Annotated in this window: 12 protein-coding genes and 1 pseudogene; 12 read left to right on the forward strand and 1 reads right to left on the reverse strand. The window is 63.7% G+C overall.

Features of this window, described 5'->3' with window-relative positions; all coding sequences use genetic code 11:
* Nucleotides 1-761: aldehyde dehydrogenase family protein (locus GO592_RS43915; RefSeq protein ID WP_202715322.1), on the reverse strand; the 761-nt coding region annotated here is incomplete at its 3' end.
* A 283-nt stretch (nt 762-1,044) separates the two neighbouring features.
* Here GO592_RS43915 and tal point away from each other — a divergent pair.
* The 12 genes and pseudogenes from tal to GO592_RS45730 form a co-directional block, all read left to right on the forward strand.
* Nucleotides 1,045-2,322, forward strand: a complete 1,278-nt coding sequence (tal, locus tag GO592_RS43920) for a transaldolase (protein WP_202715323.1) — start codon at nt 1,045-1,047, stop codon at nt 2,320-2,322.
* A gap of 4 nt (nt 2,323-2,326) precedes the next feature.
* Nucleotides 2,327-3,973, forward strand: a complete 1,647-nt coding sequence (pgi, locus tag GO592_RS43925) for a glucose-6-phosphate isomerase (protein ID WP_202715324.1) — start codon at nt 2,327-2,329, stop codon at nt 3,971-3,973.
* A 359-nt stretch (nt 3,974-4,332) separates the two neighbouring features.
* A complete protein-coding gene (locus tag GO592_RS43930) occupies nt 4,333-4,788 on the forward strand; it encodes a hypothetical protein (protein ID WP_005561314.1) in 456 nt (151 codons plus the stop codon).
* A 7-nt stretch (nt 4,789-4,795) separates the two neighbouring features.
* Entirely contained in the window at nt 4,796-5,320 is a 525-nt protein-coding gene (locus GO592_RS43935; RefSeq protein WP_005561315.1) for a pyridoxamine 5'-phosphate oxidase family protein, read from the forward strand.
* Between the two features lie 143 nt (nt 5,321-5,463).
* Nucleotides 5,464-6,276, forward strand: coding sequence for a glutamine amidotransferase (locus GO592_RS43940; RefSeq protein WP_202715325.1), 813 nt, complete (start codon nt 5,464-5,466; stop codon nt 6,274-6,276).
* 7 nt (nt 6,277-6,283) lie between these two features.
* Nucleotides 6,284-7,315 carry a LacI family DNA-binding transcriptional regulator gene (locus GO592_RS43945; protein WP_237737290.1) on the forward strand — a complete coding sequence of 344 codons (1,032 nt, stop codon included), beginning with the start codon at nt 6,284-6,286 and terminating at the stop codon, nt 7,313-7,315.
* Nucleotides 7,312-8,262, forward strand: coding sequence for a PfkB family carbohydrate kinase (locus GO592_RS43950; protein ID WP_202715319.1), 951 nt, complete (start codon nt 7,312-7,314; stop codon nt 8,260-8,262). The genes GO592_RS43945 and GO592_RS43950 overlap by 4 nt, the downstream gene beginning before the upstream one ends.
* A gap of 75 nt (nt 8,263-8,337) precedes the next feature.
* Nucleotides 8,338-8,727 (forward strand): nuclear transport factor 2 family protein, encoded by a 390-nt coding sequence (locus tag GO592_RS43955; protein ID WP_202715320.1) that lies wholly within the window; start codon nt 8,338-8,340, stop codon nt 8,725-8,727.
* A gap of 825 nt (nt 8,728-9,552) precedes the next feature.
* The gene (locus GO592_RS43960; RefSeq protein ID WP_202715321.1) at nt 9,553-11,010 is read left to right on the forward strand and encodes a nicotinate phosphoribosyltransferase; all 1,458 of its coding nucleotides are present in this window, start codon (nt 9,553-9,555) and stop codon (nt 11,008-11,010) included.
* Nucleotides 11,011-11,108: 98 nt separating this feature from the next.
* Nucleotides 11,109-11,729, forward strand: coding sequence for an HAD family hydrolase (locus GO592_RS43965; protein WP_128642688.1), 621 nt, complete (start codon nt 11,109-11,111; stop codon nt 11,727-11,729).
* Nucleotides 11,730-11,881: 152 nt separating this feature from the next.
* Complete coding sequence (locus tag GO592_RS43970) at nt 11,882-12,859, forward strand: ribose-phosphate diphosphokinase (RefSeq protein WP_007296690.1); 978 nt, start codon at nt 11,882-11,884, stop codon at nt 12,857-12,859.
* 76 nt (nt 12,860-12,935) lie between these two features.
* A pseudogene (locus GO592_RS45730) lies at nt 12,936-13,147 on the forward strand (hypothetical protein); the annotation flags it as partial.

A 13,147-nucleotide genomic window follows, 5' to 3' on the forward strand; every position in this document is an offset into this window, starting at 1 on the left:
TTGACGTTGCGGTCTGCGACCGCCTCACGGAGGCGGACACCGACACCGTTGGATCCGGTGAAGGTCAACGCCGCCAATCGGTGGTCCCCGGTCAACGAACCGGACAGGGAACGGCCCTTGCCGGTGACCAGATTGAGCACACCGGTCGGCAAACCCGCCTCGGCGAAAATCTCGGTGAGCAACACCGCGCTGCCGGAGGTCACTTCGGCCGGCTTCCACACCACGGAGTTGCCGAATGCGACTGCGGGAGCGATTTTCCACGTCGGAATTGCTAACGGAAAGTTCCACGGCGTGATGGCGCAGACGATCCCGAGGGGTTGCTCGACGGTGAGCAGAACGGTCTCGGGGTCTGCGCTCGGGTAGGTCTCGCCCGAGGGCTGCAGCAGATCGCCGGCGTAGTAGCGCAGGATCGCAGCGCTGCGCAGCACCTCGCCGCGGGCGTCGCGGATGGCCTTGCCCATGTCGGCGGTGAGCCGGCGAGCGGCCGTCTCTACTCTAGCCTCGAGCAGGTCGGCTGCTCGGCGCAGGACGTCGGCGCGTTGGACGGCAGATGTGGCCGCCCATCCCGGCTGTGCCTTCTCGGCCGCGTCGTAGGCGCGGTGGACGTGAGCGGGAGTCGCCGACGCGAAGGTGCCCGACGGGCGATCTGTCTCGTACGGATCGAATCGTTTAAATGTCTGTTCCGAGGTGCACCACTCGCCATCGATGAAGAGCGTCGCGGCCTCGTCGAGGAGCGTTGCAGACGCAGAGGTGTTGCACATGGTCACCTGACCTGGGGCATGGAAGGAGTCGAACGTGGGATTTCGGTTCTTTCACCTGCGGCGATGTAGCGCGACGACGTTCTAGTAGGTGTGTCGCGTCCGGGAATCCCGCCGGGGTGTCCGAGCCGAAGCGTCATCGCGGCGATCAGACCGGCCGAGGCGCTCAGGGAATCGTGGGCCATGAGGTTGTCAGGGGCATACGGCATGTGATGAGATTACCTCCCAAGTAGAAACGTTTACATAACAATATGTGCCCATGCCGGAACGGTCAAGGAGACTTCGAATGAGAAACGATCGAGGGCGCACTGTTCGCCCCCACGAGTACCTCGACACCGACGAAGGGCCGGCGCGGGAGGAGCACAACCCCGCGGAATCCCCGGCCGCGCCCGGCCCGCTCCAGCGGCTGTCCGCCGCCGGCGTTGCCGTGTGGCTCGACGATCTGTCTCGTCACCGCCTGGCGTCGGGGAGCCTGGACGCACTCGTGCGAAACCGGTCCGTGTCCGGCGTGACCACCAACCCGTCGATCTTCGAGAACGCCCTGCGGTCGGGTGAGGCCGCCTACGGTGAGCAGATCGTCGACCTGGCGATCGCGCGGGCGAATGCCGCCGAGGCCGTACGAGCGTTGACCACCACCGACGTTCGCTGGGCCTGCGAGATTCTGCAGGAGACCTACGAACGATCCGGCGGTGCCGACGGATATGTCTCGATCGAGGTGGACCCCTACCTGTCGCGCAACGTGCCGGGCACCGTCGCAGAGGCCCGCGACCTCTTTCGCTCGATCGGCCGCCGCAACGTCCTGATCAAGATTCCGGCGACGGCCGAGTGCCTTCCCGCCATCACACAGACGCTCGCGGCCGGCATCGGCGTCAACGTGACGCTGATCTTCTCTCTCGAACGTTACGAAGGCGTCCAGGACGCGTTCCTCACCGGTCTCGAGCAGGCCCGCGCGAACGGCCACGACCTGGCCGGAATCCAGTCGGTGGCCTCATTTTTCATCTCCCGCGTAGACACGGAAGTAGACCGGCGCCTCGGCGAGGACACTCGCGACTACCTGCGCGGGGCAGCAGCGATAGCAAACGCCAGGCTCGCCTACGAGAAGTTCGAGACGATGCTGCGCACTCCTCGATGGCGCGCGCTCGAGGCCGACGGCGCCCACCCGCAGCGCCTCCTGTGGGCATCCACCGGTGTCAAGAACCCCGCGTACTTCGACACCCGGTACGTCACCGAGTTGATCGCCGCCCGAACAGTGAACACGATGCCGGAGGAGACGCTGCACGCGGTGGCCGATCACGGCGTCGTGGACGGCGACAGCATCTCCGGAACATATGACACCTCACGCACGGTCCTCGACAAGCTCACGCTCGCCGGAGTCGATTACGACGACGTCGTCCGTGCGCTCGAAGCGGAGGGACTGCAGAAGTTCGAGGTCGCCTGGAACGAACTCACCTCGACCGTCGCGCTGCTTCTCGACGACGCCCGCGCGCAGATCGACCGGTCCGGTAACCCAGCACAGAAACCACCGCCGTTCCCTGTCACGGCGGTCCAGACTCGAGAAGTGTGAGGCGATGATGGAATTCCTTCACACCCCGGTCGATCAGCGGCCGCAGTGGGCCGCGCTCGCGAAACACCGAGCACGCCTCGACGGAGTATCGCTTCGCCGACTCTTCACCGAAAATCCTGGTCGCGCTGCCGAGTTCACCCTCTGTGTCGACGGACTGCTACTCGATTACTCGAAGAACCTCGTCGACGCCGAGGTGATCGGCGAGTTGGTCGACCTCGCCTACGCCGCCGGTGTGGACCGGCGGATCGAGGCGATGTTCGCGGGGAAACGAATCAATACGACCGAAGATCGCGCCGTGGCACACGTGGCATTGCGCGCCGCACGCGGTGCGCGAATGGTGATCGACGGAGGTGACGTCGTCCCGGGGGTGCACCAGGTACTCGACGACATGGCGGCCTTCGCGACCCGGATCCGGTCGGGAGCGTGGCTGGGATACACGGGGAAGGCCATCAAGAACGTGGTGAACATCGGGATCGGCGGGTCGGATCTCGGCCCCGTGATGGCCGCCGAGGCGCTGTCGGCCTACTCGGATCCGGAACTGAACGTCCGTTTCGTCTCCAATATCGACGGCTCGGACATCGTGTCGGCGGTCCAGGATCTCGACCAGAGCGAAACCCTGTACATCGTCGTGTCCAAGACGTTCACCACTGTCGAGACACTGACCAATGCGCGCACCGCGCGCCGGCTCCTGGTGGACGCGCTCGGCAACGAGGATGCGGTCCGCAGACACTTCGTCGCCGTCTCCACCAACGCGGAACAGGTGCGTCGCTTCGGGATCGATACCGAGAACATGTTCGGCTTCTGGGACTGGGTCGGCGGTAGGTACTCCGTCGAGTCGGCGGTCGGACTGTCGTTGATGATCGCGATCGGGCCGGAGAACTTCGCCTCGATGACCGACGGCTTCCGTGCGATGGACACTCATTTCCGCGAGGCGCCGTTCGCCCGCAACATGCCGGTGCTCCTCGCACTGATCGGACTCTGGTACAACAATTTTCACGACGCTCAGACTCATGCCGTCCTGCCGTACAGCAAGTACCTCGCACGCTTTCCGGCGTACTTGCAGCAGCTCGACATGGAGAGCAACGGCAAATCGGTGGACACCGAGGGACGGCCCGTCCGGGTCCGTACCGGCCCGGTCGTGTGGGGCGAACCCGGCACGAACGGCCAGCATGCCTTTTATCAGCTGCTGCACCAGGGCACCCATCTCGTCCCCTGCGACTTCATCGGCTTTCTTCGTCCCGTCGACGGTCCTGACGAACACCACGATCTGTTGATGGCGAACTTCTTCGCTCAGACCGAGGCGCTCGCCTTCGGCCGCAGCGCGGAGGAAGTGGCGGCTGCCGGGGTGCGGGCCCACCTCGTCGCGCACCGAAGTTTCGCGGGGAACAGACCGACGAACACGCTGCTGGCGGGCAGGCTGGACCCGTTCGTGCTCGGTCAGCTGGTGGCTCTGTACGAGCACAAGGTGTTCACCCAGGGGGTTCTGTGGGGGATCAACTCGTTCGATCAATGGGGTGTGGAGCTGGGCAAAGTACTCGCCCACCGCATCGTCGACGAGCTCTCTCAGGACGAGCCGCCCACGCTCGGTCACGATGAATCGACCAACTCCTTGGTCTCGCTGTACCGGAAGGCCGCGGCCCGGCGAGTGTAGTCACGGACCGGTGGAGACCGAAAGGTTGCCGCCGTGCGCCGAGGGAACAGGGCTGTCCCCGGTGCGGTATGTGCAGGTCCCGGGCCTGACGATGGCCTCCGCGACAGGCACGCGAGAATTTCCAGAACACTTGACGCTCCATAACCGCTCTTGTAGATTAGAAACGAATCCAGTCGGCATTACAACAGGTAAAATGCCAGATTAGATATCCAAAGTGGAAACGTTTCACACCGGCGAGCAATCTCGGTGGTCGTCGCGGGAGTCACCCGAAGATCCAGCACGAGCCAACCGCGCTCAGTCTGCCCGGCCACCATTGTGGATGCCGTCGGAAACCGACTCGAAATGAAGGGAAGACCCGGATGGCCGACTTCGATCCGTCAGCGCCGAACGCGCGACGTTACCCGCGGGTGATCACCGAAGGCGAGATCAGCAGCATGCCGCGCCTACAGTTCAACACCGGCATCGACACCGCGATCTTCCTGTCACGGGAGCGCGACGACGCACGCTACTTCCGCCAGGGCTACTGCTACCAGGAGCCCGACCACGCCCCCTACAACTGGGAGCAGCCCAACTTCGACGAGACGCACTACTGCCTCGAGGGGCACATCAAGCTGCGGGTCAAGGATGCGAACGACCGAGAGGTCGTGCTCGAAGCCGGTCCGGGAGAGCACATCTACCTGCCGGCCGGATACACCTACACCCTCGAGAACACCGGTGTGCGGACCGTCTTCTTCTGGACCAGCGGACCGTCTCCCCGCGTGGGACTCGTCGAGGTGCCGGATTACCACAAGACCCTCCAAGAACTGAGGAAGTGAGAGAGCAATGGCCGTGACCGCAAGTCAGACCGCCCCGCTGCGGGGCGACAAGAGGTGGGGTTACCTCGACAGGGCCAAGAGCATCCGTGTTGCGAGCGTGAATGCCGACGGGAGCATCTACCTGACTCCCCTGTGGTTCGTCGTCGACGAGAAGCGGATCTTCCTCCCGATCGACGCCGGTAGCCGCCACGGTGCGAACTCGCAGGCGGGCCGGAAGATCGCCGCGCTGGTCGATTCGGGCGACGAGTACGCCACCGTCAGCGGTGTACGCATCCTGGGAACGCTGGTCGAAGCCACCGACGAGGTTCTCGTGAAGAAGCTCCAGGACAAGGTGTTCGAGAAGTACTTCGGCACGGGTCACCCCTACGCCGAGCAGTACTTCGAGTTCGGTGAATTCGCCGACCGCCGCTACCTGGAATTGGTGCCGGACAAGATGATCGGCTGGGATTCACGCGAGACGACGATGCCGCAGGTTCCGGAAGCTCGCGTGCTGCCGGACTTTGTAGGAGACCGGCCGCTCCCCAAGAGCTGACCGATCCTTTCATCGCCGCAGATCACGGCGGACCGGCATCGCCTCGTTCACTGACGGGGACGCCGGTCCGCCGCTTCCGACAACGACGACCGCGGGCGACGGCTCGAGTTGCACACACACATTCTTTGAAATTTGGAGTAGGTATGACTTCGACTAAGGACGGCGCCACCCGGGTGCTTGTGGTCGGCGAATCGTGGATCAAGCACACGGTGCACATAAAGGGCTTCGACGAGTTCCGCACAGTCGAGTACGAGGAAGGCGGCGGCGTCTTCCTGGACTCGCTGGAGGCTTCCGGGCTCGACGTGACGTACATGCGCGCCCACGAGATCTCGGGGCGGTTCCCGAAGACACTGGAAGAGTTGCAGCAGTTCGACGTCGTGGTCCTCAGCGACATCGGAGCGAACTCCTTCCTGCTGGCCGACGAGACGTTCCTGCGATCCGAACGCAGCGTCAACCGGTTGTCGCTGCTGGCGGACTTCACCGAAGCCGGCGGAGGCCTGATCATGGTGGGCGGCTACATGTCGTTCACCGGGATCGACGGCAAGGCCCGCTACGGGATGAGCCCGCTGGCACCGGTCCTTCCGGTCACCATGCTCGACTACGACGACCGCATCGAAGTTCCCGAAGGCCTCGACGCCACGTTCGACGCGCCGAACCACGAGATCCTCGGCGGGACCCCCGCGGAATGGCCGATGCTTCTCGGCTACAACCGGGTCATCGCCAAGTCCGACGCGACGGTTGTCGCGCGCTTCGGCGAGGACCCGCTGCTGGTCGTCGGTACCGCCGGCGTCGGCCGCACGGTGGCCTTCGCGTCCGATCTGGCGCCCCATTGGGCGCCGCCGGAATTCGTGCAGTGGCAGCATTATCAGGCGCTGTGGACGTCGATCGTGAACTGGGCTGCGGGCCTCGACACGAGCCTTCCGTCGCCGGTGCACGCAATCGCTGCGGTAGATTGAGAATTTTATGAGCAATGGTCAGCCCCCGACGATGAAAGATGTGGCCCGGCACGCGGGCGTATCCGTGAGCACGGTCAGCTATGTCTTGAACGACAGCGGACCGGTTGCGCCCGCACGTCGAGCCCGCGTGCTCGATGCTGTGCGGGTCCTCAACTACGCACCCAACGAGGCTGCGCGGGGGTTGAAGAGACGTTCGGCGCCCACGATCGGACTCGTGGTCCCCGAACTGTCGAACCAGTTCTTCGCGCTCCTCGCGGAGGGCGTCGAACAGGCGGCAGCTGCTCGTGGAGTGCTCGTCGTGTTGTGTGCCCCCGAAGCCATCGACGGAGGAGAGTCGCTCAATGGGCGGCTGCTGCGAAGTCAGAGGCTGAACGGGATCATCTACCTGTCGGGGGCGTCGACGTCACCGACGTCGCTTCTCGAACTCACGCGGCTCGGTCCGATCGTTTTGGTGGACGAGCAGGTCCCCGGATTCGACCTGCCGGCCATCGTGTCGGACAACCGCCGCGGTGCCCGGGAAGTTGCTCAACATGTGCTCGAAGCAGGCCATCGCAAGATCGCCGTCATCGGCGGTCCCGAGGGTCTGTGGACGGCCCAACAGCGACTCGCCGGTTATCGGGAAGCGTTGGCAGCCGCCGGAATCGAACCCGATACGGTTCCGGTCTTCGGTGGTAGCTACCGGCAGGAGTCGGGTACGGAACTCGCGGCGAAGGCATTGGCCGGGCCGCCGTCGGTGCGCCCGACAGCGTTGTTGTGCGCGAACGACCTGATGGCCATCGGCGTGCTCGAGTACTGCCGATCCGAGGGCATCCGAGTGCCCGAAGAACTCAGCGTCGTCGGCTTCGACGACCTACCTCTGGTCTCGCTCCTCACACCGAGATTGACCACAGTCCGCCAACCGGCTCGGGACATGGGCGAGCGAGCCGCGAACCTGCTGTTCGAACTCATCGACGACAAGGTTGACGTTCCCGCGCCCGAGCCGTTCCCGACCCTGCTACAGATAAGAGATTCCGTGGCCACACCCTTAGGTAATTCATGAGTACGTCGCTGGACGAGGGCACCACCCGGGGGCGAGTGTTCGTCGTCGGAGCGATCAACGTCGACCTGGTCGTCGCCGCTGAGAGACTGCCCGGTCCGGGCGAGACCGTCGTGGGAACCCGCGTCGAACGGTACGGCGGCGGCAAAGGCGCCAACGCCGCGGTGGCGGCCGCGCGGGCAGGCGCGGAAGTGCATCTCGTCGGAGCGGTAGGCGCGGACGCCAACGGCACCGAAGCGCTGGACGAACTCACCGCCGAGGGCATCTGGGTGGACGGTGTCACCGTCCTCGAGCACGAAGCCACCGGGGTCGCGTTGATCGTCGTCGACCCGGGCGCCGAGAACCAGATCGCCGTCGGCGCGGGCGCCAATGCCGCACTGAGCGCCGAACACGTGACCCGGGCCCTCACCTCCGACCTGAGACCCTCGGATTCAGTGCTGGTCAGCACGGAAATACCCGACGCCGCGGTGGAGGCTGCGGTGGTATTTGCCGCCTCGGCGGGTGCACGCTGTGTCCTGAATCCGGCCCCTCCCATTCCCGGGGTTGCCGATCTCCTCGGGTACGGGCCGATCCTGACGCCCAATGCTGGTGAGTGTCTCGAACTCGCCAAGATGCTGGGTGACGAGCACACTCACGCCCGCGAGGCGGCCGCCGCGATCATGGTACGCACCGGAGCGCCGGTCGTTGTCACCCTGGGAGGTGACGGTGTCCTGGTACTCTCGCCCGACGGGAACGTCGACCACGTTCGGCCACGGCCGGCCGTGGCGCGCGATACCACCGGCGCAGGCGATACCTTCAATGGTGTTCTGATCACCCGGCTAGCGGCGGGAGACGACCTCGACGGCGCCGTCCGAGCCGCGAATGTTGCTGCCGCGCTGTCTGTTGTACACGTCGGGGCCCGCGCAGGGATGCCTCGCGCCACGGAGATCGAGGTCGGCAGTCGGGCGTAACCACCCCTCGAGGCCCCTGTGCGGCGATCATCAGCGCACCCGGAGGCTTCCCGAACCGGAGCATATGGAGCAACCATGACTATTGACGACCGTGCAACGTTGATCGACCAGTTCGTCTACGCCTGGAACATCAAGGACGTCGATGCACTGATGAACCTGATGGCAGACAATTGCACCTTCCACTCTTCGGTCGGCCCTGATCCGGGAGTCCGGTTCGAAGGTCATGCCGATGTTCGTCGCGGATTCGAGATGTACCTTCGGCCAAGCGGTTCGGCGACTGAAACCGTGATGGAGAAGCCGCTTGTAAGTATGAATTTTGCTGTGACCCGGTGGACTACATTCCAGAGGCAAGGGGATGGCACCGTTCTGGAAACACTTGCGTGCGACGTGTTCGAGTTCGAAGGCGACCGTATCAGGCGTAAGGACACCTACCGCAAAATTTCCACTCCCGTTGCTGCTTCCTAGAAGTAACAACGCAGAGGAAATAACTGAATGTTGTGGGGTTACGGTCGGATCCGCAACATGATCACTCTGACGCCCCTGACAAGTCTCGGAGTGCGGACCCGCCCGGAGTTGAGGTAGACAGGGCGACCGTCCCGCAATGAGCGGGAGCACCGCATGGTCGCTTCGTCGAGTCGGCACCGACCGGTCGCCTCGCCGTGCTGACGCCTGGCCACGGCGGCCTCGACTCCGGCTGCGAGAATACGGTCATTCACTCGTGTGGATGGCCGTATTCGTCTGTCCAGGTGCCTGTTTCATTTCCGGTCCCAGTCCGTCACGCGGCCGGTCAGCGGGGTGTCGGCGAGTAGCTCGGGCCCCGTCGACCAGAGTAGAACCCTTTCTAGTTTCTGGTCGTTCTACCGGGTTTCCGGGTTCGGCAGCGCCGGGAGACGGAGCGCGGAAGCGAGATGCGGCCGGCTGATCGTTCACGGAGGATTGTCCAGGCCAGCCGTGGCGCAAGCCGGTTTCCTGAGCAATGTGCGCGAGCTGAGAATTGATCTCCGCGAACCTCTTGACTGCGGGACTATAAACGTTAATAGTAAGTGTGATGCAGCGCACTGAGAGAGCGAACCCGCTGTATGTCCGCCCGCGTGACGGGTACCTGCTCTCTAGACGTAATGGACCGAAACATGATGGTAACCAACGTCATACAGGATCGAGTGCCAGATCGAACGCAGCACCTCGGAGAAGAAGGTTCGGGCCGCATTCGCGGCAACTCTCCTGGACTTGGAAAAATCCAGACAGCAGAGAAGTAGCAACGAGCACACCACGAGAAAAGGCGAAATTGCGATGGCTTTGAGTCGGAGTTACGACAACATCATCATCAACACCGATAGCTACAAGCATTGTCATTACCCGTTGTATCCGGCGGGGACGGAGTATGTGTCCAGTTACATCGAGTCGCGGGGTGGGGAGTTCCCGGTTACGATGTTCGTGGGGTTGCAGGCCTTCATTCGGGAGTATCTGCTGCATCCGATCACGCTCGAGGACATCGATCAGGCGGAGAGCATCACCCGTGAACAGGGGATGCACTTCAGTCGGGAGAATTGGCTGGGGATCCTCAACGATCACGGTGGGTTCTTGCCGGTGGAGATCGAGGCGGTGCCCGAGGGCCTGGTGATGCCGACCCGCAACGTGCTGGTGCAGATCATCAACACCGACCCGAAGTACTTCTGGGTGACGAGCTTCTTCGAGACCGCCCTGCTGCGTGGGGTGTGGTACCCGACCACGGTCGGCACCATCAGCTGGCTGGCCAAGCAGGTCATCAGGGAGGCGTTGGCCCGGACCTCCGATCACCCCGAAATTCTGCGGCACTGTCTGCACGACTACGGCGCCCGCGGGGTGAGCTCGCAGCAGTCGGCCGCGCTCGGTGGGTTGGGGCACCTGGTCAACTTCAACCAGAGTGACACCGTGCCAGGCATCTTGGCGGCGAAGGAGTACTACAACGCGGTGGCGCCGTCGAATTCCGGCCCGAACTCCGAGCACGCCAGTTTCTGCGCGTGGGGTCGGGAGAACGAGGCCGCGGCGATGCGGAACATGCTCGAGGTGCACGCACCGAGCGGGGTGGTGTTGCTGCTGACCGACACCTATGACCACGAGAATGCGGTCAAGAACATCATCGGCCGCGAGCTTGCCGACGTTGTCCGTAACTTCCCCGGACTGGTCGGGGTGCGCCCGGACTCGGGTGATGTGGTGCAGGTGACCGCGGAGACGACCGAGTGGTTGATGGATAGCTTCGGGTTCACCACCAACAGCAAGGGTTTCAAGGTGCTGCCCGACTATGTGCGGGTGGTGCAGGGGGACGGGGTCAACCGTGACAGTCTCCCGCGGGTGTACGCCGAGCTCGAACGCCGCGGTTTCTCGGCGGAGAACGCGATCTTCGGGATGGGGGGCGGGCTGTTGCAGCACTGCAACCGGGACACGATGAACTTTGGGCAGAAGGCGTCCGCGGTGTGTGTCAATGGTGAGTGGCGGGGCATCGCGAAGGCGCCGACCGGGGATGCGATGAAGGCGTCTAAGCGTGGCCGCCTCGGGTTGCGACTGTCGCAGGGTGGGTATCAGACGGTGCCGCGGGAGTCGATCTCGCCGGAGGAGAACATTCTGCAGCCGGTGTTCCGTAACGGCAAGTTGCTGCGGAAGTGGGATTTCTCCGAGCTGATTGAGCGTAGTGAGCGGGAAGTGCCGGAGAGCTATTACGCCGACGCCATCGCACCCCTGCACAACGACGCTGAACTCGCACTCTCCTGAGAGCTGCCGGCGACTGGGCGCAACCTTCACAATGCCCTGGTCGCCGGCCCCCGAGCAGGCTTGTTACTCGTTCCACACACAGTTAGGTTCACAGCACGATGACTAAGCTGCACGTCTTCGACATGGACGGCACCCTCCTGCAGTCCACTGCTTCGATCGAAATCTCGAGAGCGGTCGGAGAACTCGCTGCGGGCGAGCTGATCGAGCAATCCTGGTTCAAGGGCGAGATCAGCGATGTGCGTTTCTGGGAACTCTGCCTTCCACTGTGGGAAGGGCTCAGCGAGGCGGACATCGATGACGCGTTCGCCGCCTCCCCGTGGATCGGCGGCGTGGTCGAAGTCTTCGCCGATATCCGCAACCGTGGCGAATACAGCACCGTCATCTCTCAGTCACCCCAGTTCTTCGTGGAACGTCTGACCGGTTGGGGCGCCGATTCGGCGTTCGGCGCGCAGGTGGCCTTGAGGAGCGAGGTCGGCCCTGAGAGTCTCCTCAGCGCCGAGGACAAGGTCTCGATCGTCAGCAAGCTACTCGCGGAGTACGGGCTCGCCGAAGGGGACTGCGTCGCGTACGGCGACTCCACGTCCGACATCCCGCTGTTCGGAAAGCTTCCGAACACGGTGGCCGTCAATGCGAGCGCCCGGGTCCGTGAGCTTGCGACGATCGAGTACGAGGGGTCCGATCTCCGCGGTGCATACGTCCTCGGCCGAGGACTGCTCTGACCGGCGCCGCCGCACGTCGAAGACAGGCACGCCAGTACTACCTTCCACCAATAAGACAGTGAGGTCCTTGAACGGTGGCCGCCTTGAGAAGCATCCCGACAAGTAGTGGTGCGGACAGCGCTACGTCCGTGGGTTCCGCAACGAGCATGCCGATGAATTACGGCAAGCGGTTGAAACTGTTTTCCGGTCGAGCCAACCCCGACATCGCGAAAGCGATCGGTGCCGAGCTGGGCGTGGGGCTGAGTCCGGTTGTGCTGAAGACCTTCTCGAACGGGGAGGTGTACTGCCGGTTCGAGGAGTCGATCCGCGACGCCGACGTCTTTATCGTTCAGCCGACATGTACCAATGCGGATACCGAGGTCACCACCAATGACGCACTGATGGAGCTGATGGTGATGATCGACGCCGCGGTGGCTGCCAGTGCACACCGCGTCATCGCCGTCACGCCGTGGTACGGGTACTCGCGGCAGGACAAGCAGAGCGCACCGCGTGAGCCGATTTCCGCGCGTATGGTCGCCCGGATGCTCGAATCGGCGGGAGCAGACCGACTCCTGGCGATGGATCTGCATGCCGGACAGCTCCAGGGCATGTTCAAGATCCCGGTGGACCACATGACGGCGATGAGGTTGCTCGCCCAGTATTTCATCGACCTCGAGATGGAGGACCTCGTGGTGGTGGCACCCGACGCCGGCCGGGTGAAGCTGAACAAGAGTTTCGCCAAGTGCGTCGGCGCCGATCTCGCGATTCTCGACAAGGAACGCCCAAGGCATCAGGTTGCCGAGATAGGTCACGTGATCGGAGATGTTCGGGGCAAGACCGCGATCATAGTCGACGACATGATCGATACGGCCGGCACGCTCCGTGCTGCGGGGGAGATGGTGATGAGGGCAGGAGCGTCGAGGGTGTTTGCCGCAGCCACCCACCCGGTGTTCAGCGGCCAGGCCTACGACAACCTCGCCGCATCACCGTTCGAAGAGATCGTCGTGACCGACACGATCGCGCTGTCGCCCCGGGCACCGGCCAACGTGCGCGTACTGTCCTGCGCCGGCGTCCTCGCCGACTCGATCAGCCAGGTCTTCCGAGGCGGATCCGTCAGCGAAGTGTTCGGCAGTGAGTACCAGTTGTTCTGATCTATAGAAGTGGGAGCCGCCGAGCCGCGCTCGGAGGTTTTCATCACACCGGTAGAGGCGTAGAGAGCATCCCACCATGAGTCTCGATATAGGTACGAAGTCAACAATCCACCGGCTCGGCACCACGAACGTACCGTCGGTCGATGACGCGACCGTCCTCACCCTTCCTCTTCCGGAGCTGATGGAACGGGCAGCCGCACTACGCGATGCGCTCTTCGGCACGAGGGTGACGTACTCGCCGAAGGTCTTCATCCCGTTGACCACACTGTGCCGCGACGGGTGTGGCTA

The sequence above is a fragment of the Rhodococcus sp. 21391 genome (assembly GCF_016772255.1).
Lineage (GTDB): Bacteria > Actinomycetota > Actinomycetes > Mycobacteriales > Mycobacteriaceae > Rhodococcus_F > Rhodococcus_F opacus.

Bases quoted from the DNA above. Each gene is read 5' to 3' on its own strand.
- GO592_RS43965 (WP_128642688.1), top strand. From the start codon at position 11,109: ATGACTAAGCTGCACGTCTTCGACATGGACGGCACCCTCCTGCAGTCC.
- GO592_RS43940 (WP_202715325.1), top strand. From the start codon at position 5,464: ATGACTTCGACTAAGGACGGCGCCACCCGGGTGCTTGTGGTCGGCGAA.
- tal (WP_202715323.1), top strand. From the start codon at position 1,045: ATGAGAAACGATCGAGGGCGCACTGTTCGCCCCCACGAGTACCTCGAC.
- GO592_RS43935 (WP_005561315.1), top strand. From the start codon at position 4,796: ATGGCCGTGACCGCAAGTCAGACCGCCCCGCTGCGGGGCGACAAGAGG.
- pgi (WP_202715324.1), top strand. From the start codon at position 2,327: ATGATGGAATTCCTTCACACCCCGGTCGATCAGCGGCCGCAGTGGGCC.
- GO592_RS43960 (WP_202715321.1), top strand. From the start codon at position 9,553: ATGGCTTTGAGTCGGAGTTACGACAACATCATCATCAACACCGATAGC.
- GO592_RS43945 (WP_237737290.1), top strand. From the start codon at position 6,284: ATGAGCAATGGTCAGCCCCCGACGATGAAAGATGTGGCCCGGCACGCG.
- GO592_RS43930 (WP_005561314.1), top strand. From the start codon at position 4,333: ATGGCCGACTTCGATCCGTCAGCGCCGAACGCGCGACGTTACCCGCGG.
- GO592_RS43970 (WP_007296690.1), top strand. From the start codon at position 11,882: ATGAATTACGGCAAGCGGTTGAAACTGTTTTCCGGTCGAGCCAACCCC.
- GO592_RS43955 (WP_202715320.1), top strand. From the start codon at position 8,338: ATGACTATTGACGACCGTGCAACGTTGATCGACCAGTTCGTCTACGCC.
- GO592_RS43950 (WP_202715319.1), top strand. From the start codon at position 7,312: ATGAGTACGTCGCTGGACGAGGGCACCACCCGGGGGCGAGTGTTCGTC.